Here is a 23437-nt window from a genome sequence, read left to right as displayed (position 1 = left end):
CTGACCTCGAGCTGGAAAAGACTTGTACAAGTCTTGGGCAAGATCGAAGCAGGGTATCAACGCAGCGCCAAAGCGGCAGCAATGAAGCATCAAGGGAGCGGCATTCAGCGGCGCTTCGGCACCGGGACGCGCATCAGGTCCTCCGCCACGGTCAGTTCACCCTCGAAACCGGCCTCGCGGGCCTGGCGGCCGAAGAGGGCGGGGTCGGTGTAGCGCTGGGAGAAGTGGGTGAGGACGAGGTGGCGGACGCCGGCTTCTGCGGCCACCTGGGCGGCCTGGCCCGCGGTGAGGTGGCCGTGGTCACGGGCGAGGTGTTCGTCCTCGTTGAGGAACGTGGACTCGATGACGAGGAGATCGCAGCCCTCGGCGAGGGCGTGGACGCCGTCGCAGAGGCGGGTGTCCATGATGAACGCGAAACGCTGTCCGGTACGGACCTCGCTCACCTCGTCGAGGGTCACCCCGTCGAGCACCCCGTCGCGCTGCAGCCGGCCCACGTCCGGGCCGGTGATGCCGTGTGCGGCGAGGCGCGCGGGGATCAGACGGCGGCCGTCGGGTTCGACGAGGCGGTAGCCGTAACTCTCCACGGGGTGCGAGAGCTTGGCCGCGGACAGGGTGAAGGCCTCCGTGGTGGCCAGCACGCCGTCCGCGGCGACCGGCTCCTCGGTGATGACGGCCGTCTCGCGGTAGGCCGTCGAGTAGCGCAGCCGCTCGAAGAAGTGCTGCCCGCTCGCGGGGTAGTGGGCCGCGATCGGGTGCGGGACGCGGTCCAGGTTGATCCGCTGGATCACCCCGGCCAGGCCGAGCGAGTGGTCACCGTGGAAGTGCGTGACGCAGATCCGGGTCAGGTCGTGCGCGGCGACGCCGGCCAGCAGCATCTGGCGCTGGGTGCCCTCTCCCGGGTCGAAGAGGATGCCCTCGCTGTCCCAGCGCAGCAGATAGCCGTTGTGGTTGCGGAGCCGGGTGGGGACCTGGCTGGCGGTGCCGAGCACCACGAATTCACGGATGGACAAGGCGGTTATCCGGGGGGCCACTCAAGGCCGCGCCCACCGAGGACGTGCGCGTGCGCGTGGAACACGGTCTGGCCGGCGCCCGCACCGGTGTTGAAGACGATCCGGTAGCCGCGGTCGACGGTCTTCTCCGCCGCCGCCACCTCGCCCGCCTCGCGCAGCACGTCGACGGCGGCCTGCGGGTCGCCGGCCGCGAGCGCGGCGGCGTCCGCGTAGTGCACCTTGGGGATCACCAGCACATGCGTGGGGGCCTGCGGATTGATGTCGCGGAACGCCACCGTCGTGTCGGTCTCGCGGACGATCGTCGCCGGGATGTCCCCGGCCGCGATCTTGCAGAACAGGCAGTCCGCCTGGGGTTCTCCCGCCACGGGTGCTTCTCCCTCTTCGCTCGTTGCAGCGTTGGTCGTCGAAAGGCGCATCGTATCGGCCGGGCCCCGCCCGGCACGGTCAGGACGGGCCCTACGGCATGGGCGGCGGTGTCTTGGCCGGGTGCTCCGCGAGGGACGCCAGGGCCAGGTCGACGGCGGTGTCGAGCTGCGGGTCGGTGCCCGCGGCCCAGTCCTGCGGGCGCTGCAGCACCTCGACGTCCGGGTCGACGCCGTGGTTCTCGACGTCCCAGCCGTAGCCCTCGAACCAGAAGGCGTACTTGGGCTGGGTGACGGCCGTGCCGTCCACCAGGTCGTACCGGCTGTCGATGCCGACCACGCCGCCCCAGGTGCGGGTGCCGACGACCGGGCCGATGTTCAGGGCCTTGACGGCGGCGTTGACGATGTCCCCGTCCGAGCCGGAGAACTCGTTGGCGACGGCGACGACCGGCCCGCGCGGCGCGTCCAGCGGGTAGCTCTGCGGGCGCAGGCCGCGCGGAAGGTCCCAGCCGACGATGCGGCGCGCGAGCTTCTCGATGACGAGCTGCGACGTGTGCCCGCCGCGGTTCTCGCGGACGTCCACGACCAGGCCCTCGCGGGCGACCTCGACCCGCAGATCGCGGTGCAGCTGCGCCCAGCCGAAGCCGACCATGTCCGGGACGTGCAGATAGCCGAGCCGGCCCCCGGAGCGCTCGTGGACGTGGGCCCGGCGGCCCGCGACCCAGTCGTGGTACCGCAGCGGCTCCTCGTCGGCGAGCGGTACGACCACGACGTACCGGACCGGGCCGCCGTCCGCCGGGGCGACGGTCAGCTCGACGGGCTTGCCCGCCGTGCCGGTCAGCAGCGGGCCGGGGCCGGCGACCGGGTCGACGGCGTGTCCGTCGACCGCCAGCAGGCTGTCGCCGGCACGCACCGCGACCCCGGGTGCGGCGAGCGGGGAGCGGGCCTGCGGGTCCGAGGACTCGCCGGGCAGCACCCGGACGAACTGCCAGCGGCCGTCCTCCGCGCGGGCGATGTCCGCGCCGAGCAGGCCCTGCCGGGTCAGTGCGTCCCGGTGGCCGCCGGGCGGGGTGACGTAGGCGTGCGAGGTGCCGAGTTCCCCCTGCACCTCCCACATCAGGTCCATGAGGTCGTCATGGGTGGCGGCACGCTCCAGGACGGGCTTGTAGCGCTCGCCGACCGCGTTCCAGTCGACGCCGCTCATGTCGGCACGCCAGAAGTTGTCGCGCATCAGCCGGTGCGCCTCGGCGTACATCTGCCGCCACTCGTCCTGCGGCCGTACGGTCACCCGGATCCGCGACAGGTCGACGGTGATGTTCGCGTCCGAGTCGTCGTCGTCCGACGACTTGCTGTCGGCGGGTACGACGCGCAGCCGGCCGTTCGCGGCCAGCAGCACCTTGGTGCCGTCACCGGTGACCGCGAAGTCCTCGGCGTCGTCGGCGAGTTCCTCGACGCGGAGCTGCTTGAGGTCGTAGCGCTCCAGGACGCTGCCGGGCGGCTGCGCCTCGGGCGTGGCCAGGGCGGTGCCGAGGGTGCCGACCAGCGGGTGGCGCAGCCACAGCAGGCCGTTCTTGGCGGCGGTCAGCGAGGTGTAGCGGCCGGCTTCGACGGGGAACGCGACGATGCGGTCGGCGATGCCCTCGAAGTCGACGCGGGTGGCCGGGACCCGGGGGCGGTCCTCGCCGTCGGTCCCCCGGCCGTCCTTGCCCGCGCTGTCGCCGTCGCCCTCGGACTTGTCGTCCTTGGCCTCGTCGTCCGGCTCCTCGACCGGGCGGCCGTGCCGCTGCGGGCCGAAGGGCGACGGGGTGGTGGCGGCCAGCGTGATCAGGTGCGGGCGGCAGGCGTTGGGGAAGGACAGGTCGAAGACATGGGCGTCGTAGACCGGGTCGAAGGCCCGCTCGGACAGGAACGCGAGGTGCTTTCCGTCCGGGGTGAACGCGGGCGCGTAGTCGTTGAAGCGCAGCGGGGTCGCGTCGGCGACGGACAGGTCCGACGTCGCGGCGATCCTGAGCTGGCGCAGCGGGTCGGGGCCCGGGTGCGACCAGGCGAGCCAGGCCGAGTCCGGAGAGAACGCCAGACCGGTCACATCGCCCGCGTCGCTGGCCGCGACCTCGCGCACCTCGCCGGTCTGCGTCTCGACGAGCAGCACCCGGCCGTCGTGCGAGGCGACGGCGATCCGGTGCCCGTCCGGCGACACCTCGAGCTCCAGGACGCGGCCGAGGCGGCCGGCCGCCAGCCGGCGGGGCGCGACGCCGGGCGCCAGACCGGCCGCAGGGGAGAGTTCGAGGGCGTCCTCGCCCTCGGCGTCGGTGACCCAGACGACCTGCTGGTCGCCCTCGCCGCCGAAGGTGCGCGGCAGCCGCGTCCGAACCCCAGGCTCCGCGGCGAGCGCGCGCGCCGGGCCGCCCCGGTGGGTGACCCAGTGGGTGGTGCCGCGGACCTCGACGGCGCTGCCGCGTCCGGTGTGGTCGGGGCGGGCGTCCCCGAGGTGGTGCGAAGCGCGGACCGGGTGCGGCTGCAGGTCGGTGCGCTGGCCGCCGAGGCGGACCGCGAGCGGGCGCGGCGTGGCCGACTCCAGGTCGTCGAGCAGGTGGAGTTCACCGGCGGAGCTGTAGACGACGCGGGTGCCGTCGGTCGCGGCCTGCCGGGCGTAGAAGCCGTCGAGGGGGGTGTGCCGGCGCAGGTCCGAGCCGTCCGGGAGGCTGGAGTAGAGCGCGCCGGTGCCTTCGTGGTCGGAGAGGAACGCAACGCGCCCCCGACCTTCGGCCGGGGGTACCCGCATCTCGCTTCGCTCGCCGACCCAGAGCGGGGATTCGAGGTTGCCGTCGAGGTCCGCGTGCAGCCGCTCGAAGTCGCCGCCGCCCGTCAGGTCGATCCACAGCTTGCCCGCCGTGCCGCCCCGGTAGCGCTTCCAGGCCGCGGCCTCGCGGCCCATCGTCGCCGACTGCAGCAGCACCGCGCCCCCGGGCCCGTAGGCCAGATCGCCGACCGGTCCGTACGGCAGCGTGCGCGCGGGGCCGCCGTCCAGCGGCAGCGCCCGAGCCCAGGTGCGGCGCAGCGATGGCTGGCCCTGCGTGCTGATCGCGACGACCTCGCCGTCCGGCGTCCAGCCGCGCACCGAGGTCTTCGCGCTGCCCCAGTGCGTCAGCCGCCGTGACGGGCCGCCGTCGACGGGTGCCACATGCACCTCGGGCGCTCCGTCGCGGGTGGAGGTCCAGGCGACCGTCGTTCCGTCCGGCGAGATGCGCGGATGGTCGACCGGCATGTTGTCGGCGCTGACGCGCCAGGCACGCCCGCCGTCGAGCGGCGCCACCCAGACGTCGTCCTCGGCGACAAAAGCGACCAACTCACCGTTTACATGCGGATACCGGAGGTACGAAGGCTGTGTCACTCCGCCACATTAACCATGATCGAGGACGCGAACGAGCGCTTTGTCTTCAGCTTCTGGCGGATGCGGCGGAGGTTTTGCCGGACGGGCCGGACGTCGCCGAGCAGTCGCCCAGTCCGTTCACGTCGAAGACCGTACGCTTGCCGACCTGCGCGGTAAGCCTGCCGCGCACACAGCGGCCGTCGAGTTGCTCGGTCACCCGGCCGGTGACGGTGATCTTCTGCTTGTCGGTGGTCTCGCCCTGGCAGTCCACGGACGCGACGCCCTTGACCGGTGCGCCGGACGCCCGGGGGCTCGCCGTGCCGGAGGCGGTCGTGGCGCCGTCCACGGAGGCGTGGCACGACATCCACTGCACATTGATCCCGTGGTCCTTCAGGGCTCGGGTGCCCAGCTGGTCCGTGGTGATCGACACCGCCGAGGCGGTCATCCCACTCGCCGGATCGCACGCCACCACTCCGCCGAACGCGGCCAGTGCGAGGCCTCCGGCCACTCCCCACTGCTGTAAACGCTTCATACCGGCAGGGTCCCGCCGTCCTGCCCGGCGCACATCGCCCACACGACGTAGAACGCCCCTTACGGGACCGGGATTTCGCCACACATCCGGCAGTCTTCGGCGTTCTTCGAGCGTCCTTCGATCCCGTCGACCGGACCGGTCAGGACCAGCGGCCGGTACGCCCGAGGAGCAGCGCGGTCGCGGCGACCCCGGCGGTGGAGGTCCGCAGCACGGTCGCGCCCAGCCGGTACGGCTTGGCCCCGGCGGCGGCGAAGGCGGCGAGCTCGTCGGGCGAGACCCCGCCCTCCGGGCCGACGACGAGCACGATGTCGCCCTCGGGCGGCAGTGCGGCGTCGGCCAGCGGCGCGGAGCCCTCCTCGTGCAGAACGGCGGCGAAGGCCGCCCCGCCGAGCAGACCCGCCAGCTGCCGGGTCGTCATCAACTCGGTGACCTCGGGGAACCGCAGCCGACGCGACTGCTTCGCGGCCTCGCGTGCCGTGGAACGCCACTTCGCGAGCGCCTTGGCACCCCGGTCGCCGCGCCACTGCGTGATGCACCGGGACGCCGCCCACGGCACGATCGCGTCGACACCGGTCTCCGTCATCGTCTCGACGGCCAGCTCACCGCGGTCGCCCTTCGGCAGCGCCTGGACGACGGTGATCCGCGGCGCCGGCGCCGGTTCGGTGCGCAGCTCGGAGACGGCGACCTCCAGCCGGTCCTTGCCCTCGACGGAGGCGACCACGCCGTACGCTCCGAGGCCCTCGCCGTCCGTCAGGACGATCTCCTCGCCGACCGCGAGCCGCCGCACGGACACCGCGTGCCGCCCCTCGGCACCGGACAGCACGATCCGGCCGCCCTGCGACCCGTCCCGCAACTGCCCGGGTTCGACGATGAATACCGGCGCGGTCATCCGAAAGCCTTCCGTGCTGCGTTGAGTTCTTCCATGAGCACGGCGACGAGTTCGCCCGCCGGCAGGTCACGGGCCAGCCGGTGTCCCTGCCCCGCCCACAGCGCCATCGCCTGTGGATCTCCGGCCGCCGCTGCGGCCTTGCGGATGCCCGCGGTCAGATGGTGGATCTGCGGATAGCCCGCGGGCGCGTACGGCCCGTGCTCCCGCATGAAGCGGTTGACCAGCCCGCGCGCCGGCCGCCCGGAGAACGCCCGGGTGAACTCGGTGCGCGCGTAGACCGGGTCGGTGACGGCGCGCTTGTGCAGCGCGTTGGCCCCGGACTCGGGACAGACGAGGAAGGCGGTGCCCAGCTGCGCGGCGTCCGCGCCCACCGCCAGAACGGCCGCGATCTGGTTGCCGCGCATCAGCCCGCCCGTCGCGATGACGGGGAGCTGTACGGCGTCGCGGACCTGTGGGACGAGCGACAGCAGCCCGAACCCCGCGTGGTCCAGCTCCGGATCGTCCCGGTGGGTGCCCTGGTGGCCGCCCGCCTCCGTCCCCTGGACGCACACCGCGTCGGCGCCCGCCCACTGGGCGGCGAGCGCCTCACCGGGTGTGGTGACGGTGACCACGGTGTACGTCCCGGCCTTCGCGAACGCGTCGAAGACCGGCCGGTCGGGACAGCCGAAGGTGAAACTGACGACGGGGACCGGATTGTCCAGCAGTATCGAGACCTTGGCGTCGTAGGCGTCGTCCTGTCCCGATTCGGGGTCGCCGAGCGGCGTGGAGTACCAGGCGGCCTCGCCCGCGAGCTGCTCGGCGTAGACCTCGACGGCGGACCGGTCGGCGGTGTCGGGCTGCGGCGTGAAGAGATTCACGCCGAAGGGGTTCGACGTCAGGTCGCGCAGCTGCCGGATCTCCTCGTACATCGCTTCCGGCGTCTTGTACCCGGCGGCGAGGAATCCCAGGCCGCCGGCGTCACTCACGGCCGCGGCGAGCCGCGGGGTGGACCCGCCGCCGGCCATCGGCGCCTGGATGATCGGGAACGCCGAGAACGACGAGAGATCGGTCAACGCGGACATACGCCCATCGTTTCACGCCGGGCGGGCCCGAACAGGTCAGGCCCGCCCCATGGGGGCACCCCCGGCCGGAGGCTGGGGGACGGTCGGAGCCGGCGCCCCGCTGGAGGAGCCGGCGCCCCGCTGGACGCCGGCGGCGGTCTCAGCGGCCGTTGAAAGCGTCCTTCAACCGGGAGAACAGCCCCTGCTGGCCGGGCTGGAAGTGACCGGTCGGCCGCTCCTCGCCACGCAACTTGGCCAGTTGCCGCAGCAGGTCCTCCTGCGCGGCGTCGAGCTTGTTGGGCGTGATGACCTCGACGTGCACGATCAGGTCACCCCGGCCGCCACCCCGCAGATGGGTCACCCCGCGCTGGTGCAGCGGGATCGACTGGCCGGACTGGGTACCGGGCCGGACGTCGATCTCCTCCATGCCGTCGAGCGTCTCCAGCGGGCACTTCGTGCCCAGGGACGCCGCCGTCATCGGGATGGTGACCGTGCAGTGCAGATCGTCGCCGCGCCGCTGGAAGGTCGGGTGCGGAAGCTCCCGGATCTCCACGTACAGGTCGCCGGCGGGGCCGCCGCCGGGGCCGACCTCGCCCTCGCCCGCCAGCTGGATGCGGGTGCCGTTGTCGACGCCCGCCGGGATCTTGACGGTGAGCGTACGGCGGGACCTGACCCGGCCGTCGCCCGCGCACTCCGGGCACGGGGTCGGCACCACGGTGCCGAAGCCCTGGCACTGCGGGCACGGCCGCGAGGTCATGACCTGGCCCAGGAAGGACCGGGTGACCTGCGAGACCTCACCGCGGCCGCGGCACATGTCGCAGGTCTGCGCCGCCGTGCCGGGCGCAGCGCCCTCGCCGGAGCAGGTGCCGCACGTCACCGCCGTGTCGACCTGGAGGTCCTTGGTGGTGCCGAAGGCCGCCTCGTCCAGCTCGATCTCCAGCCGGATCATGGCGTCCTGGCCGCGCCGGGTCCGCGACCGCGGACCGCGCTGCTGGGACTGCCCGAAGAAGGCGTCCATGATGTCGCTGAAGTTGCCGAAACCGGCTCCGAAGCCGCCCGCGCCACCGCCGCCGGAGGACGACAGAGGGTCGCCGCCCAGGTCGTAGACCTGCTTCTTCGCCGGGTCCGAGAGCACCTCGTACGCGGCGTTGATCTCCTTGAAGCGCTCCTGGGTCTTCGGATCCGGATTCACATCCGGATGCAGCTCGCGCGCGAGGCGGCGGAAGGCCTTCTTGATCTCGTCCTGTCCGGCGTCACGGCGCACGCCAAGGACCGCGTAATAGTCCGTGGCCACCTACGACTCCGCCAGGATCTGTCCGACGTAACGTGCCACTGCGCGTACCGCTCCCATCGTTCCGGGGTAGTCCATGCGGGTCGGTCCGACCACACCGAGTTTGGCGACTGCCTCGTCGCCCGAACCGTAGCCGACCGCCACAACGGATGTGGAATTCAAGCCCTCGTGAAAATTCTCATGCCCGATCCGCACGGTCATGCCCGAGTCGTTGGCCTCACCGAGGAGCTTGAGGAGCACCATCTGCTCCTCAAGGGCTTCCATCACCGGCCGGATCGTCAGCGGGAAGTCGTGGTTGAAGCGCGTCAGGTTCGCCGCGCCGCCGAGCATGATGCGCTCCTCGGTCTCCTCGACGAGCGTCTCCAGCAGCGTCGCCAGCAGGATCGACACCGACGGCCGGTCGTCGTACTCGAAGCCGTCCGGCAGATCCGCCACCAGCGGCGGGACGTCCGCGAACCGGCGGCCCACCACCCGGGCGTTCAGCCGGGCCCGCACATCGGCGAGCAGCGTGTCGCTCATCGGCGCCGGGCAGTCGATGAGCCGCTGCTCGACGCGTCCGGTGTCGGTGATGAGGACCAGCATGATCCGGGCCGGGGCCAGCGCCAGGAGCTCGACGTGCCGCACCGAGGAGCGGGTGAGCGACGGGTACTGGACGACGGCGACCTGCCGGGTGAGCTGCGCGAGCAGCCGTACGGTGCGGCCCACCACGTCGTCGAGGTCCACCGCGCCGTCCAGGAAGTTCTGGATCGCGCGCCGCTCGGCGGACGTGAGCGGCTTCACCCCGGCCAGCTTGTCGACGAACAACCGGTAGCCCTTGTCCGTCGGGATCCGGCCCGCGCTGGTGTGGGGCTGGTGGATGTAGCCCTCGTCCTCCAGCGCCGCCATGTCATTGCGCACCGTGGCCGGCGAGACGCCCAGGCCATGGCGCTCGGTGAGCGCCTTGGAGCCGACCGGCTCCTCCGTGCCCACATAGTCCTGGACGATGGCGCGCAGTACTTCGAGTCTGCGTTCGCTGAGCATCGCGCACACCTCCAGCCGTAGATCCCGCACCAGCACTGCCGTGGCCTGGCACTCATCCGATACGAGTGCCAGCATCCCCCGCAGTCAGTGTACGGCGGAGTAGCAAGGCCCCGGCAAGGGTCGCAACGGTAGCGCGCGGGGAGGGTCCCCCGGCGATAGCGTCACAGGGTGGATACCGCAGAGTCCGGCGCCGACGGCTGGGAGCACCTGGCTCCCGGCGTCGCCCGCCGCCGTCTTCCCTTCCTCGACGTCACGATCGGCCTGGTCGTCGGTGACGAGGGCGTGCTGCTCATCGACACCGGCTCCACCCTCGCCGAAGGCGCTCGACTACGGCTGCAGGTGCGGGAACTGACCGGCCGCCCTGTGACGCACATCGCTCTTACCCACGGCCACTTCGACCATGTCTTCGGCACCGCCGCCTTCTCCGGAGTGCGGGTGTACGGGCACCGGGCACTCGACGGCCGGCTGGAACGCGGGCGCGACGCGCTCCGCGAGGACGCGGTCACGCACGGCGTCGACCCCTCGGCGGCGGCCGAGGCGGCGGACGTCCTGGTGCGCCCCGACCGGCTCGTCGACGACGGCTACGATCTCGACCTCGGCGGCGGCCGCACCGCCCGGCTCTTCCACCCCGGCACCGGCCACACCACCCACGACCTGGCCGTGTACGTGCCCGGAACGCCCGCCGTCGTGTTCTGCGGCGACCTCGTCGAGGAGTCCGGCGAACCACAGGCGGGCCCCGACGCCGTCCCGGCCGCCTGGCCCGCCACCCTCGACCGGCTGCTGGCGGTGGGCGGCGGGACCGCCGTGTACGTCCCCGGCCACGGCGCCGCCGTGGACGCCCGCTTCGTCCGCGCCCAACGCGACGCCCTGACGGCCCGGTTCACCGCGTCGTAGTCCCCGCCCAGGACGCTGTCCTCGATACGATCCGCCCATGCGCGGCAGAGAGTACGGTCCCGACCTCACCCCTCCCTGGCTGCGATCTCCCGGGTGATAACCCCCGTACCCCCAGCAAGCCCACGTCCGCGCCAGCACCTGAGCAGAATGGCCCCCATGCGCAGCAGAGAGTACGGTCCCGACCTCACCCCTCCCTGGAAGAAGAGCGTGCCCGCGCCCGAGGTGGCGGCGGAGCCGGATCTGGTGGTGGAGGAGGTCTCGACGGGATTCTGCGGGGCGGTGATCCGCTGCGAGAAGACGGCGGAGGGCCTGACCGTGACGCTGGAGGACCGCTTCGGCAAGCACCGGGTCTTCCCGATGGAGCCGCGCGGCTTCCTGCTCGACGGCAAACCCGTCACCCTCGTCCGCCCCCGCACCAGCGGCCCCGGGGCGCAGCGCGGCCCGCTGCTGTCCGCGTCGGGCTCGATCGCGGTGCAGGGCGCCCGCGCGCGGGTGGCACGGGCCGGGCGGATCTACGTGGAGGGCCGGCACGACGCGGAGCTGGTCGAGCGGGTCTGGGGCCACGACCTGCGCGTCGAGGGCATCGTCGTCGAGTACCTGGAGGGCATCGACGACCTGCCGGCGATCGTCGCCGCGTTCTCCCCCGGCCCGGACGCACGCCTCGGCGTCCTCGTCGACCACCTGGTGCCCGGCTCCAAGGAGTCCCGGCTCGCGAGCCAGGTCTCCGGCATCGACGACGTACTCGTCGTCGGCCACCCCTACATCGATGTCTGGGAGGCCGTGAAGCCGTCCTCCGTCGGCATCCCCGCCTGGCCCTCGGTACCACGCGGCCAGGACTGGAAGACCGGCGTCTGCGAGGCACTGGGCTGGCGTGAGACCACGGGCGAGGCCTGGCAGCGGATCCTGGCGTCGGTCCACACGTACAAGGACGTGGAACCGGCACTACTGGGCCGCGTGGAAGAACTGATCGACTTCGTCACCGCCCCCTGAGCCGGCCTGCCCACGCGGCACCCCATCCAGCCCGTGCGCCACGGCCCCGTCCAGCCCGTCCGGCGTTTGAGGACAAGGGGGCCCGGGGGCTTGCCCCCGGTTTCGGGAAGGGGCGGGGTCGGGGAACAGCCCCGCAGGGCTCCCACGCCCACCCCCACCCACTCAGTCGACCAGGTCCCGCACCACCGCGTCGGCGAGCAGCCGCCCCCGCAGTGTCAGAACGGCCCGCCCGTCGGCGTAAGGACCGGCCTCCAGGAGACCGTCCGTTACCGCCTTCGCCGCGGCCGCCGCCCCCGCCGGTGCCAGCAACCCCAGCGGGCACCCCGCCGCAAGCCGCAACTCCAGCAGGATCCGCTCGACGCGCCGGTCCTCGTCCGCGAGCACTTCCCGTCCCGCGCCAGGGCTGCGCCCCTCGGCCAGCGCCTGCGCGTACGCGCCCGGATGCTTGACGTTCCACCACCGCACGCCACCGACGTGGCTGTGCGCGCCGGGGCCCGCGCCCCACCAGTCGGCGCCGGTCCAGTACAGCTCGTTGTGCCGGCAGCGGCCCGCTTCGGTGGTCGCCCAGTTCGACACCTCGTACCAGTCGAATCCGGCCGCGGCGAACCGCTCGTCGGCGATCAGGTACCGGTCGGCGTGCACGTCGTCGTCGGTCATCGGCACCTCGCCGCGGCGGATCCGCCGCGCCAGCTGGGTGCCCTCCTCGACGATCAGGGCGTAGGCGGAGACGTGGTCGGGTCCGGCGCCGATCGCCGCGTCCAGCGAGGCCCGCCAGTCGTCGTCCGACTCGCCCGGTGTGCCGTAGATCAGGTCCAGGTTGACGTGCTCGAAGCCGGCGGCGCGCGCCTCCGCGACGCAGGCCTCCGGCCGGCCCGGGGTGTGTTTGCGGTCCAGGATCTTCAGGACGTGCTGCTTGGCGCTCTGCATACCGAACGAGATCCGGTTGAAGCCGCCCGCCCGCAGCTCCGCCAGATAGGCCGGGTCGACGGACTCGGGGTTGGCCTCCGTGGAGATCTCCGCGCCCGGCGCGAAGCCGAACTCGGCGCGGATCGCGGCCAGCATCCGGACCAGGTCGGCGGCCGGCAGCAGCGTCGGGGTGCCGCCGCCGACGAAGACGGTCTCGACCTGGCGCGGGTCGTCGCCGAGCACCTTGCGGGCGAGCCGGACCTCGTCGATCAGGTAGTCCGCGTAGTTCTCGCGCGAGGCGAGCACCCCGCCGGAGCCGCGCAGCTCGCTCGCGGTGTAGGTGTTGAAATCGCAGTAGCCGCAGCGGGTGGCGCAGTACGGGACGTGCAGATAGAACCCCAGCGGCCGGGCGCCCGCCTCTGCGAGCGCGCTCGCGGGCAGCGCCCCGTCCTCGGGCATCGGCTCACCATCAGGCAGTACGGAAGGCATGACCCCATTGTCCGCCCCCGGCGGCGGCGCTCGTCCCACTCACTCGGGGACGAGCGCCATCGCTCCTGCTACGCCTCGCGCGATCCCGCGTACATGTCGTCGATCAGCGACTGGAACTCGCGCTCGACGACCGGCCGCTTGAGCTTGAGGCTCGGGGTCAGGTCGCCGTGCTCGACGTCGAGGTCGCGGGGCAGCAGCCGGAACTGCTTGATCTGCTGCCAGCGCTGCAGGTCCTCGTTGACCCGCGCCACATAGCCCTCGATCAGCTCGCGGGCCTGCGGGGAGGCGACGACCTCGGCGTAGCTCCGGCCTTCGAGCCCGTTCTCGGTGGCCCAGCCGAGGATCGTCGGCTCGTCCAGGGCGAGCAGCGCGGTGCAGAAGTTGCGGTCCGCGCCGATCACCAGGACGTTGCTGACGAACGGGCAGACCGCCTTGAACTGGCCTTCCACCGCGGCGGGCGCGATGTACTTGCCGTTCGAGTTCTTGATGATGTCCTTCTTGCGGTCGGTGATCGTCAGGAAGCCGTCCGCGGACAGCTCCCCGATGTCACCGGTGTGGAACCAGCCGTCGGGCTCCAGGACCTCGGCGGTCTTCTCCGGCAGCCCGTGGTAGCCCTGCATGATGCCGGGGCCGCGCAGCATGATCTCGCCGTCCTCCGCGATCCGGACCTCGAGGCCGGGCAGCGGCTTGCCGACGGTGCCGGTGCGGTACGACTCGCCGGGGTTGACGAAGCTGGCGGCGCTGGACTCGGTGAGCCCGTAGCCCTCCAGGATGTGGATGCCGACGCCGGAGAAGAAGTAGCCGATCTCGGGCGACAGCGCGGCGGAGCCGGAGACGCAGGCGCGCAGCTTGCCGCCGAACGCCTCGCGGATCTTGGCGTAGACGAGCTTGTCGGCCACGGCGTGCTTCGCGGAGAGCCCGAAGGGGGCGCTGGCCTTGCCGGTGAGGCGCAGGTTGTTCTGGGTGACCTTGGCGTACTCGCGGGCCACTTCCGACGCCCACTTGAAGATCTTGTACTTGGCGCCGCCGCCCGCGCGGGCCTTGGCCGCCACACCGTTGTAGACCTTCTCGAAGATCCTGGGCACTGCCGCCATGTAGGTCGGCTGGATCAGCGGCAGATTGGTGATGATCTTGTCGACCCGGCCGTCCACGGCGGTGACGTGGCCGATGGTGATGTGGCCGGCGGTGAGCACCTTGCCGAAGACGTGCGCGAGCGGCAGCCACAGGTACTGGACGTCGTTCTCGTCGAGCAGGCCGACCGACTGGATCGCGCGGGCCATGTAGGCCCAGCAGTCGTGCGGCAGCCGCACGCCCTTGGGGCGGCCGGTGGTGCCGGAGGTGTAGATCAGCGTCGCGAGCTGGTCGCGGGTGATCGCGCCGACGGCGTCCTTGACCGCCTCGGGGTGCTTCTCCAGGAACGCCGCGCCGCGCCGCTCCAGCTCGTCGAGCGAGAGCACCCAGCCGTCACCGGAGCCGTCGGCGTCCTCGACACCGGTGGCGTCGATCACGACCACATGGGCCAGCTCCGGAAGCTCGGCGCGCCGCTCACGGGCCTTGCCGACCTGTACGGCGTCCTCCGCGATCAGCACCCGGCTGCCGGAGTCCGCGAGGATGAAGGCCGTCTCGTCGGCGTTGGTGCTGGGGTAGATCGTCGTGGTGGCCGCACCCGCGCACAGCACTCCCAGGTCGGCGAGGATCCACTCGACCCGTGTCGCGGAGGCGATGGCCACCCGCTCCTCGGAACTGATCCCGAGGTCCATCAGACCGGCCGCGATGGCGAACACCCGTCCCGAGGCCTGGCCCCAGGTCAGCGAACGCCAGCTGTCCGGGCCCCCGGCCGCGTCGATCACGGGGTAGCGGTATGCCTCCGCGTCGGGAGTCGACTCCACCCGTTCGAGGAAGAGTGTCGCCACGGATGGCGGTCGGGTCTCGATCAGCGTCTGTGTCTCTGTCACGACATCCTCCGGGCCCGCGCCTGCTCTGTTAACTCACCAGTAACCTCTGCGTCGCGATCAGAGTAGAGGCCCATCGCCCGGCGCGTAAGGGGCTCAGGGCCGCTCGTTGCAACCGTAACCAATCGAGTAGGTGCCAGGTACATGCTTCGGACGCGTCGCAGGTGGGGGTTGCGCCCGCGAACCGGGCCGGATACACGGAGGGCGCCCCTCCGTTTCCGGTGGGGCGCCCTGGGCGCGGAGTGTGACGCGAAGAACTACTTCTTGCCCTTGCTCTCGCTGCCGCCGCCGTCGGAGTCCGTGGACAGCACCGCGATGAAGGCCTCCTGCGGGACCTCCACGCTGCCGACCATCTTCATTCGCTTCTTGCCTTCCTTCTGCTTCTCCAGCAGCTTGCGCTTACGGGAGATGTCGCCGCCGTAGCACTTGGCGAGCACGTCCTTGCGGATCGCGCGCACCGTCTCACGGGCGATGACGCGGCTGCCGACCGCGGCCTGGATCGGGATCTCGAAGTTCTGCCGCGGGATGAGCTTGCGCAGCTTGTCGACCATCCGGACGCCGTACGCGTACGCCTTGTCCTTGTGCAGGATGGCGGAGAACGCGTCCACCTTGTCGTGGTGCAGCAGGATGTCGACCTTGACGAGGTCGGCGGTCTGCTCGCCCTTGGGCTCGTAGTCCAGCGACGCGTAGCCGCGGGTCTTCGACTTCAGGTTGTCGAAGAAGTCGAAGACGATCTCGGCCATCGGCAGGTCGTAGCGCAGCTCGACGCGGTCCGCCGACAGGTAGTCCATCCCGAGCAACGAGCCGCGACGCGACTGGCACAGCTCCATGATCGCGCCGACGAACTCGTTGGGCGCGAGGATCGTCGACTTCACCATCGGCTCGTACACCGAGGTGATCTTGCCCTCGGGGAACTCGCTCGGGTTCGTGACGATGTGCTCGGAGCGGTCCTCCATCACCACGCGGTAGACCACGTTGGGCGCGGTGGCGATCAGTTCGAGGCCGAACTCGCGCTCCAGCCGCTCACGGACCACGTCCAGGTGCAGCAGGCCGAGGAAGCCGACGCGGAAGCCGAAGCCGAGCGCGGCGGACGTCTCCGGCTCGTAGACCAGCGCGGCGTCGTTGAGCTGGAGCTTGTCCAGCGCCTCCCGCAGCTCCGGGTAGTCCGAGCCGTCGAGCGGGTACAGGCCGGAGAACACCATCGGCTTGGGGTCCTTGTAGCCGCCCAGGGCCACGGTGGCGCCCTTGGACTGCGACGTGATCGTGTCACCGACCCTGGACTGCCGGACGTCCTTCACACCGGTGATGATGTAGCCGACCTCGCCGACCCCGAGACCGTCGGAGGGCGTCATCTCCGGACCGGAGATGCCGATCTCCAGCAGCTCGTGGGTCGCGCCGGTCGACATCATCTGGATGCGCTCGCGCTTCTTGAGCTCACCGTCCACGACCCGCACGTACGTGACCACGCCACGGTAGGAGTCGTAGACCGAGTCGAAGATCATCGCGCGGGCCGGGGCCTCGGCGATGTTGGCGCCGACCGGGGCCGGCACCTTCTTCACGACCTCGTTGAGCAGGTCGCCCACGCCGACGCCGGTCTTCGCGGAGACCTTGAGCACATCGGACGGCTCGCAGCCGATGATGTGCGCCAGCTCCTCGGCGAACTTCTCCGGCTGGGCGGCCGGCAGGTCGATCTTGTTGAGCACCGGGATGATCGCGAGGTCGTTCTCCAGCGCCAGGTACAGGTTGGCGAGGGTCTGGGCCTCGATCCCCTGCGCCGCGTCGACCAGGAGGACGGTGCCCTCGCAGGCGGCGAGCGACCGCGAGACCTCGTACGTGAAGTCCACGTGGCCCGGGGTGTCGATCATGTTCAGGATGTGGGTCGGGGCCGTGGCGTCGCCGTCCGTGGGCGCCCAGGGCAGCCGGACCGCCTGGGACTTGATCGTGATGCCACGCTCACGCTCGATGTCCATGCGGTCGAGATACTGGGCACGCATCTGCCGCGGATCGACCACGCCGGTCAGCTGGAGCATCCGGTCGGCGAGCGTCGACTTGCCATGGTCGATGTGCGCGATGATGCAGAAGTTACGGATCAGCGCCGGGTCGGTACGGCTCGGCTGCGGAACATTGATCGGGGTCGCGGGCACGCAGGGTCCTGTTTCTCGACGCTTGACGTCTGACGTCTGTAGGCGGATCGATACGTTGACCCCCATCGTCCCATGACTGGAGGCCTGGGACCGGTTTGGGAGGTCGTGCGGGCGGCTGGTAGCCTGGAGCACTGTGCCTCGTGCCCTGTGACCCGAGGCGCTCAATGAAAAGTACCCGAACCTGAGAAGGCTCCTTCGTGGCGAACATCAAGTCCCAGATCAAGCGGAACAAGACCAACGAGAAGGCGCGCCTGCGCAACAAGGCGGTCAAGTCCTCCCTCAAGACCGCGATCCGCAAGGCCCGCGAGGCCGCGGCGACCGGTGACCTCGAGAAGGCCACCATCGCCAACCGCGAGGCCGCGCAGAAGCTCGACAAGGCCGTCAGCAAGGGCGTCATCCACAAGAACCAGGCCGCGAACAAGAAGTCCGCGCTGGCTCACAAGGTCGCTTCGATCAAGGCCTGACCGTTTGACCGGGGCCCCTGGCCCCATCTCGCCGGAAACGGAACCAGCGGCCCCTCTACCGCCCGGACCGGCAACCGAAAGACATCGCGCCGCGCTCGGCCGTTCGCCACGCGGGTGCGGCGCACACAGCATCATCCGAAGGCCCCGCAGCCATCCTCACGGGACGGCAGCGGGGCCTTCGGCGTTGCCATATCCTCACGGCATGTCGACGCCGCCTGATCAGCCGAGCGCCTACCCGTATCCGGGTCCCCAGTCCGCCGCGCAGCCCTCGCCGGGGTTCGGGCCGCCGGTTCCGGCCCAGCAGAACCCGTACGCGCAGCCCGTGCCGCAACAGGTACCGCCGCAGCCGGGCCAGCCCGGGTCGTACTACGGACCGCAGGGTGCGCCGATACCGCAGCTGCCGCCACCGCCGCCGGGCGGTGGCTCGGGCGCCGGGAAGGCCGTGCTGTGGGCGGCCGTCGGCGCGCTGGTCGCGTCCGCCTTCTGGGGCGGCGGAGTGCTTCTGCTCGGCGGGAAGGACAAGGACACCGCGACCGCCGACCTCAAGGGGTACAAGGTCCAGTCCGATGTCTGCTCGGCCGCCGAGATCTCGGCCTTCAAGGGCAAGTACCCGGAGAGCGACAGCTCCCCGGTGACGTACACGCTCAAGCACGACGCGCTGGACGACATGTACTGCGACATGGACCTCAAGGCTTCGGGGTCGACCTACGCGGACGCCTATCTGTCCACCACGGTGCAGCTGCACAAGAGGACCGATCCGTCGGCCGAGTTCGTGGCGCGGTGGGAGAGCTACACACAGCGCAAGGGCGACTACAAGGCCGAGAAGGTCACCGGCTTCGGCGACGCGGCCTATCTGATCACCGAGGACACGATCAGCGGCTCGTCCGGGTCGCGCTCGGTGACGCTGGCCGTGCGGGACGGCTGGATGACGTACCAGATGGCCTGGAGCATGTATCTGTCCTCGCTCGACAAGGACAAGACCCCGCCGTCGGTGAGCGAGGTCACCGGCTGGGTGAAGAGCTCCACCACGGCGACGCTGGCCAAGCTGAAGAACTGAACAGGGCCGAAGAACTGAGCCGGGGCTGAGGAACTGAGCCGGGGCTGAGGAACTGAGCCGGGGCTGAGGAACTGAGCCGGGCGGCCCGGCCGGAGGCCTGCTGGGCCGCCCGCGACTCCAGGAGCCGCCAGGCTTCTACGAGCGGTCGCGGGCGGCGCGGGCCACGGCTACGACGGCCTTCTCCAGGGCGTATGCGGGGTCCGCGCTGCCGCCCTTGACCGCGGCGTCCGCCTCGGCGACGGCGCGCAGCGCGGCGGAGACCCCGTCGCCGGTCCAGCCGCGCATCTGCTGGCGCACCCGGTCGATCTTCCACGGGGGCATGCCCAGGTCACGGGCGAGCTGGCCGGGGTTGGCGCCGCGCGGGGCGGAGGCGAGCTTGCCGATGGCGCGCACGCCCGAAGCGAGGGCGAAGGTGATGCCGGGCAGCGGCTGGCCCACCGAGAGGGCCCAGCGCAGCCGCTCCAGCGCCTCCGCGGTCCGGCCGGTGACGGCGAAGTCGGCGACCTCGAAGCCGGTGGCCTCGGCGCGGCCGGTGTAGTAGCGGGCGACGACGGCCTCGTCGATCGTGCCCTCGACGTCGGCGACGAGCTGGGCGGCGGCGCTGGCCAGCTCGCGCAGGTCGCTGCCGATGGCGTCGACCAGCGTCTGGGTGGCCTCGGGGGTCGCGGAGCGGCCCAGGGCGCGGAACTCGCTCCGCACGAACGCCAGCCGGTCGGCCGGCTTGGTCATCTTCGGGCAGGCGACCTCGCGGGCCCCCGCCTTGCGGGCCGCGTCCAGCAGAGCTTTGCCCTTGGCCCCGCCGGCGTGCAGCAGCACCAGGGTGATCTCCTCGGCGGGCGAGTCCAGGTACGCCTTCACGTCCTTGATCGTGTCCGCACCGAGGTCGTGCGCGTCGCGCACGATGACGACCTTGCGCTCGGCGAAGAGCGAGGGGCTGGTCAGCTCGGCGAGGGTGCCGGGCTGCAGCACTCCGGGGGCGAGGTCGCGCACATCGGTGTCGGCGTCGGCGGCGCGCGCCGCCACGATCACCTCCCGCACGGCGCGGTCGAGCAGCAGGTCCTCCTGGCCCACGGCGAGCGTGAGCGGAGCGAGCAGATCGTCTGGGGAACTCTTCCTGGCCATCGCGGACCAGCATCCCACGGGGTACTGACAGCGGCGGCCATGGCGGAGAATGGTCCGGTGAGCGACGTACGACATGTCCTGGTGCTGCCCGACCGCGATGCCGCCGAGGAGGCCGCAGAGGCGGCCATGGAGCGGTTCGGCCTCCCCTTCGAGCCGCAGCTCGTCCGTGACGCCCTGGCCGGCGAGGACGACGCCGAGGACGCCCAGTGGCTGGTCGTGGTGGAGGACGAGGAGGGCCGCCTCGAAGGCGCCGCCCTGCACGCCCTGGCGGAGGAGTTCGACGGCTGGCGGGAACAGCCCCGCGAGTAGCGGGTCGCCAGGGCGGCCTAGGTCCGGAGATCTAGTGCCTCAGGCTGTGGTGGCGTCCGTCGGTGCTCGGTAGCGTCACGGGGCATGACGACACCTTCCGCACCGCTCACGCCTTCCGCCCCTTCTTCCGCTGCCGTCTCTCCCGCTTCGCCCCCTTCGCCCGTTCCGGACGGGCCCCGGAGCTTGAAGCAGCGCAAGGACGAGGCGCTGCACCGGCTCGAACACGACGCGGACGTATGGGTGGCCACCGCCGACGCCCAGGGGGCGCCGTGCCTGGTGCCGCTGTTCTTCCTGTGGGACGGCGAGGCGCTGTGGCTGTCCACCCGCGGTACGAATCCCACCGGCCGCAATCTGCGGGAGAGCGGGCTGGTGCGGGTCTGCCTGGGGCACACCCGTGACGTCGTCCAGATCGATGCCACGGCCGGCACCCTGACCGCCGCGGAGCTGCCCGTCGAGATCGGTGACGCCTTCGCCGCGAAGGGCGACTGGGATCCGCGCGGCGACGGACCGTCCTATCTGTGGTTCCGGGTCCAGCCGCACACCGTCCAGGCGTGGGGCACCGTGGCCGAGTTGAAGGACCGGGACCTGATGCGTGATGGCCAGTGGCTTCTCTGACGGGAATCTATCGAGGTCGACAGCTCGGGTGATCCATTGCTTCGCATACACCATGGAACGGCAATATTGACGACGGATTTCGTTGTTCTGAATCTCTTGACGCGTTCTTGGCGGCCGGGGTTTGATGCCGGGGATGAAGCGGCCGTTCCGCTTCGATTTTCCCTGGACCGGAGGCGGTAAGCCCCCCTCAGCACCATCCGATCGGACCCCGCATGACTGACACGCTGCGTCCTCCGCACTCCCCCATCGCGCCGCCCGTCACCCCGCCGAAGGCCCTCACCCGGTCCATCGGCGTGGTCGGCGGCACGCTGCTGACGCTGTCCTGCCTGACGCCCGCCTCGTCGCTCTTCGTCATCGTGCCGGGCCTCTTCGGGGATCTCGGCACCGGGACGGCGCTGACCATCGTGATCGCGGCCGTCCTGTGCATCGCGGTGGCCTTCTGCTACTCCGAGCTCGGCACCCTCATCCCGAGCGCGGGCGGCGAGTACGCCATGGTCGGGACGCTGATCGGCCGGCTGGCGGGCTGGATCGTCTTCATCCTGTCGCTGATCGTGGTGATGATCGTGCCGCCGATCATCGCGCTCGGCACCGGCGAGTACCTCGAACCGATCATGCACATCAACGCCCAGTGGGCGGGCGCGGGCGTCATGCTGCTCGCCACCGTCATGGGCCTGCTCGATCTGCGGGCGAACGCCTGGATCACCGGCATCTTCCTGGTCCTGGAGGTCATCGCGGCCGGAGTGGTCGCCGTCCTCGGCTTCTCGCACTCCTCCCGTTCGGCGTCCACGCTCATCCACCCGGTCGTCGAGGCGACCGGCGGCGCGCCGGGCAGCCCGGCCACCGCCGCCCTCACCGGCGGCGCGATCGTCGCGGGGCTGGCCGTCGCGCTCTTCGTGCTGCAGGGCTTCAGCACGGCGGTGTACCTGTCGGAGGAGATGGAGAACCCGCGCCGGAACGTCTCGCGGACCGTGCTGTGGACACTGGGCATCGGCGCCGTGGTCGTCATCGTCCCCACCATCGCGATCACGCTCGGCGCGCCCGACATGCAGACCCTGACCGAGGGCAACCTCTCGGCGATGGTGAAGGCCTGGAGCAACTCCGCCGTGGGGACGTTCGTCAGCCTGTGCATCGCGCTGGCGATCATCAACGCGGGCATCGTCATGGTCATCCAGAACTCCCGGGTGCTCTACGCCTCGGCCCGCGACCGCGCCTGGCCGCGGCCGGTCAACAAGGCGTTCTCCACGCTGAACAGCCGCTTCGGTTCCCCGTGGGTGGCCACCCTCGCGGTCGGCGTGCCGGGTGCGGCGCTCTGTTTCGCCCCGCTGGACACGCTCACCAACGTCACCGGGGTCGCGGTCGCCGGGATGTATCTGCTGGTCGCGGTCGGCGCCCTCGCCTCACGGCGCGGCAGCCACAAGTCGCGGCCCGCGTGGCGGATGCCGCTGTGGCCCGTGGTCCCGGCGGTCCTGATCCTGGTGATGGCCTACGTCCTGTACGTGCAGGAGATCAAGGACCTCGCGATCACCGGCGGCATCGTGGCCGTCGCCTGCCTGTACTGGCTGGGCTATCTGCGGCCCCGCCAGGACACCCGCTGGGTGATCACGGTGCCGGAGGAGCAGCTGGGCCTGGAGGACGAGCCCGCGCACGCCACGGTCGGCTGATAACACCGCGGTTGTGCGGCGGCGCTGCGGGCGCCGCGTCACGCCGGCTCCATCGTTGTGGCCTCCCGGGCCGGGATCTCCTCCTGGTCCGGGAGTTCGCGTATCCGGGGTACCGGCGAGGGCAGCAGCCACAGGACGCACAGCACTCCGCCGACGGTGGCGATCCACAGCGTGGGCCGCAGTCCGAGTGCCGTGCCGAGCACGCCGCCCGCCAGGGCGCCGAGCGGGCGGACGCCGTGGTTGACCATGCGGTAGGCCCCGGTCACCCGGGCCCGCAGCCGGTCGGGGATGACGGCGCTCTGCAGGGAGCCGCTGGCTATGTCCAGCACCATCACCCCGAATCCGGAGACGAATTCGGCGAGGAAGAGCAGGGCGAGGACCAGCGGGGTGGGTCCGCCGGCCAGCGGCACCAGGATCAGCGGGGTGGGGAAGACCGCGAAGCCGAGGACGACCGCCGGGCCGATCCCGATCCGCCGGACGATCCGGCCGCTGAGGGCGGCGCCGATGAGTCCGCCGACCGCCCCGGCGCCGATCACCAGCCCCAGCACGCCCGCGTTCAGGCCGAGTTCACCGACCGCGTAGAGCACGACGATGGTGTGGAAGACGAAGTTGAAGAAGTTCACGGTCGCCGCGGCGGCCAGCAGCGGGCGCAGGATGCGGGAGCCCGCCATGAACCGCAGCCCGGCGGTGAAGTGCCCCTTCTCCGCCGGGGCGACCGGTGGTTCCACCGTGGAGATACGTGCCAGGTAGCCGGCCGAGACGAGGTAGGAAACGGCGTCGACGAGCAGCGTGAGCGGTGCGGCGAGTATCTGCACCAGCAGACCGCCCACACTCGGCCCCGCGACGAAGGAGAAGGCCCGGCTGCCGTTGACGAGCGCGTTGCCGTCCACGTACTGGCCGGGCCGCACGAGAGAGACGAAGAGCGTGGCGTTGGAGACGTCGAAGGCGACGCTGCAGGCGCCGACGGCGAAGGCGATCACATACAGGTGCGTAAGGGTCAGCACGTCGAGGGCATAGGCGGCGGGCAGCGAGAGCATCAGCGCCGCGCGGACCAGGTCGGCGGCGATCATGATGCGCCGCCTCCTGCTCCGCCGGTCGGCCCACGCGCCCGCGGGCAGCGAGAACAGCAGGGCCGGCAGCAGACCCGCGGCGGAGAGCCAGCCCATCTGGGCGGCGTCCGCGTGCAGCACCAGGACGGCCGCGAGCGGTATCGCGAGGAACGACACCTGGTCGCCGAAGAGCGAGACGGTCTGGCCGGTCCAGTACCGGCGGAACGGGCGTTCGCGCAGCAGAGCCGGCATGCGCTCGGCGACCTTCATG

At 71.3% G+C, this 23437-nt stretch carries 20 protein-coding genes; 7 read left to right on the top strand and 13 right to left on the bottom strand.

Going from position 1 to position 23437, the window contains the following annotated elements; all coding sequences use genetic code 11:
* Positions 1 to 104 precede the first annotated feature (104 nt).
* From G3I60_RS15040 to hrcA, 8 genes are all read right to left on the bottom strand, one after another.
* A complete protein-coding gene (locus tag G3I60_RS15040; protein WP_138353171.1) occupies positions 105 to 1010 on the bottom strand; it encodes a ribonuclease Z in 906 nt (301 codons plus the stop codon).
* A 5-nt stretch (positions 1011 to 1015) separates the two neighbouring features.
* Positions 1016 to 1375 carry a histidine triad nucleotide-binding protein gene (locus G3I60_RS15035; protein ID WP_138353170.1) on the bottom strand — a complete coding sequence of 120 codons (360 nt, stop codon included), beginning with the start codon at positions 1373 to 1375 and terminating at the stop codon, positions 1016 to 1018.
* A 91-nt stretch (positions 1376 to 1466) separates the two neighbouring features.
* On the bottom strand, positions 1467 to 4763 hold the full coding sequence (locus G3I60_RS15030) for a S41 family peptidase (RefSeq protein ID WP_164293988.1): 3297 nt from the start codon (positions 4761 to 4763) through the stop codon (positions 1467 to 1469).
* Between the two features lie 46 nt (positions 4764 to 4809).
* Positions 4810 to 5274, bottom strand: a complete 465-nt coding sequence (locus tag G3I60_RS15025; RefSeq protein WP_138353168.1) for a hypothetical protein — start codon at positions 5272 to 5274, stop codon at positions 4810 to 4812.
* A gap of 139 nt (positions 5275 to 5413) precedes the next feature.
* Positions 5414 to 6163 (bottom strand): 16S rRNA (uracil(1498)-N(3))-methyltransferase, encoded by a 750-nt coding sequence (locus G3I60_RS15020; RefSeq protein ID WP_164293987.1) that lies wholly within the window; start codon positions 6161 to 6163, stop codon positions 5414 to 5416.
* A complete protein-coding gene (locus G3I60_RS15015; RefSeq protein WP_138353166.1) occupies positions 6160 to 7224 on the bottom strand; it encodes a nitronate monooxygenase in 1065 nt (354 codons plus the stop codon). Before G3I60_RS15015 ends, G3I60_RS15020 begins: the two co-directional genes overlap by 4 nt.
* A gap of 139 nt (positions 7225 to 7363) precedes the next feature.
* Complete coding sequence (dnaJ, locus tag G3I60_RS15010) at positions 7364 to 8497, bottom strand: molecular chaperone DnaJ (RefSeq protein ID WP_138353165.1); 1134 nt, start codon at positions 8495 to 8497, stop codon at positions 7364 to 7366.
* Complete coding sequence (gene hrcA / locus G3I60_RS15005; protein ID WP_138353257.1) at positions 8498 to 9514, bottom strand: heat-inducible transcriptional repressor HrcA; 1017 nt, start codon at positions 9512 to 9514, stop codon at positions 8498 to 8500.
* Positions 9515 to 9682: 168 nt separating this feature from the next.
* Between hrcA and G3I60_RS15000 the strand changes: the two genes are divergently transcribed.
* Positions 9683 to 10408, top strand: coding sequence for an MBL fold metallo-hydrolase (locus G3I60_RS15000; protein WP_164293985.1), 726 nt, complete (start codon positions 9683 to 9685; stop codon positions 10406 to 10408).
* Between the two features lie 156 nt (positions 10409 to 10564).
* Complete coding sequence (locus tag G3I60_RS14995; RefSeq protein ID WP_164293984.1) at positions 10565 to 11398, top strand: DUF3097 domain-containing protein; 834 nt, start codon at positions 10565 to 10567, stop codon at positions 11396 to 11398.
* A gap of 162 nt (positions 11399 to 11560) precedes the next feature.
* Here G3I60_RS14995 and hemW read toward each other — a convergent pair whose 3' ends face one another.
* The 3 genes from hemW to lepA form a co-directional block, all read right to left on the bottom strand.
* Positions 11561 to 12793: a radical SAM family heme chaperone HemW gene (hemW, locus tag G3I60_RS14990; RefSeq protein ID WP_164293983.1), complete on the bottom strand. Its 1233-nt coding sequence runs from the start codon at positions 12791 to 12793 to the stop codon at positions 11561 to 11563.
* Between the two features lie 68 nt (positions 12794 to 12861).
* Entirely contained in the window at positions 12862 to 14748 is a 1887-nt protein-coding gene (locus G3I60_RS14985; protein WP_138353161.1) for a long-chain fatty acid--CoA ligase, read from the bottom strand.
* A 254-nt stretch (positions 14749 to 15002) separates the two neighbouring features.
* On the bottom strand, positions 15003 to 16889 hold the full coding sequence (lepA, locus tag G3I60_RS14980; protein ID WP_138353160.1) for a translation elongation factor 4: 1887 nt from the start codon (positions 16887 to 16889) through the stop codon (positions 15003 to 15005).
* Positions 16890 to 17086: 197 nt separating this feature from the next.
* Here lepA and rpsT point away from each other — a divergent pair, with 197 nt between their 5' ends.
* On the top strand, positions 17087 to 17353 hold the full coding sequence (gene rpsT / locus G3I60_RS14975; RefSeq protein ID WP_138353159.1) for a 30S ribosomal protein S20: 267 nt from the start codon (positions 17087 to 17089) through the stop codon (positions 17351 to 17353).
* Between the two features lie 202 nt (positions 17354 to 17555).
* The gene (locus tag G3I60_RS14970; RefSeq protein WP_239069854.1) at positions 17556 to 18410 is read left to right on the top strand and encodes a hypothetical protein; all 855 of its coding nucleotides are present in this window, start codon (positions 17556 to 17558) and stop codon (positions 18408 to 18410) included.
* Between the two features lie 135 nt (positions 18411 to 18545).
* On the opposite strand, the gene holA is transcribed toward G3I60_RS14970, so the two are convergent.
* Positions 18546 to 19532 carry a DNA polymerase III subunit delta gene (gene holA / locus G3I60_RS14965; RefSeq protein ID WP_138353158.1) on the bottom strand — a complete coding sequence of 329 codons (987 nt, stop codon included), beginning with the start codon at positions 19530 to 19532 and terminating at the stop codon, positions 18546 to 18548.
* 57 nt (positions 19533 to 19589) lie between these two features.
* Here holA and G3I60_RS14960 point away from each other — a divergent pair, with 57 nt between their 5' ends.
* From G3I60_RS14960 to G3I60_RS14950, 3 genes are all read left to right on the top strand, one after another.
* A complete protein-coding gene (locus G3I60_RS14960; RefSeq protein WP_138353157.1) occupies positions 19590 to 19841 on the top strand; it encodes a hypothetical protein in 252 nt (83 codons plus the stop codon).
* Positions 19842 to 20024: 183 nt separating this feature from the next.
* Entirely contained in the window at positions 20025 to 20456 is a 432-nt protein-coding gene (locus G3I60_RS14955; RefSeq protein WP_232484971.1) for a pyridoxamine 5'-phosphate oxidase family protein, read from the top strand.
* A gap of 212 nt (positions 20457 to 20668) precedes the next feature.
* Complete coding sequence (locus tag G3I60_RS14950; protein WP_164293982.1) at positions 20669 to 22117, top strand: APC family permease; 1449 nt, start codon at positions 20669 to 20671, stop codon at positions 22115 to 22117.
* A 38-nt stretch (positions 22118 to 22155) separates the two neighbouring features.
* Here the strand turns inward: G3I60_RS14950 and G3I60_RS14945 are convergent, their stop codons facing one another.
* Positions 22156 to 23436 (bottom strand): MFS transporter, encoded by a 1281-nt coding sequence (locus G3I60_RS14945; RefSeq protein ID WP_164293981.1) that lies wholly within the window; start codon positions 23434 to 23436, stop codon positions 22156 to 22158.
* Position 23437: the final 1 nt, after the last annotated feature.

The organism is Streptomyces sp. SID13666 (assembly GCF_010548325.1).
GTDB lineage: Bacteria > Actinomycetota > Actinomycetes > Streptomycetales > Streptomycetaceae > Actinacidiphila > Actinacidiphila fildesensis.
This window is presented reverse-complemented; position numbering and strand designations above follow the sequence as displayed.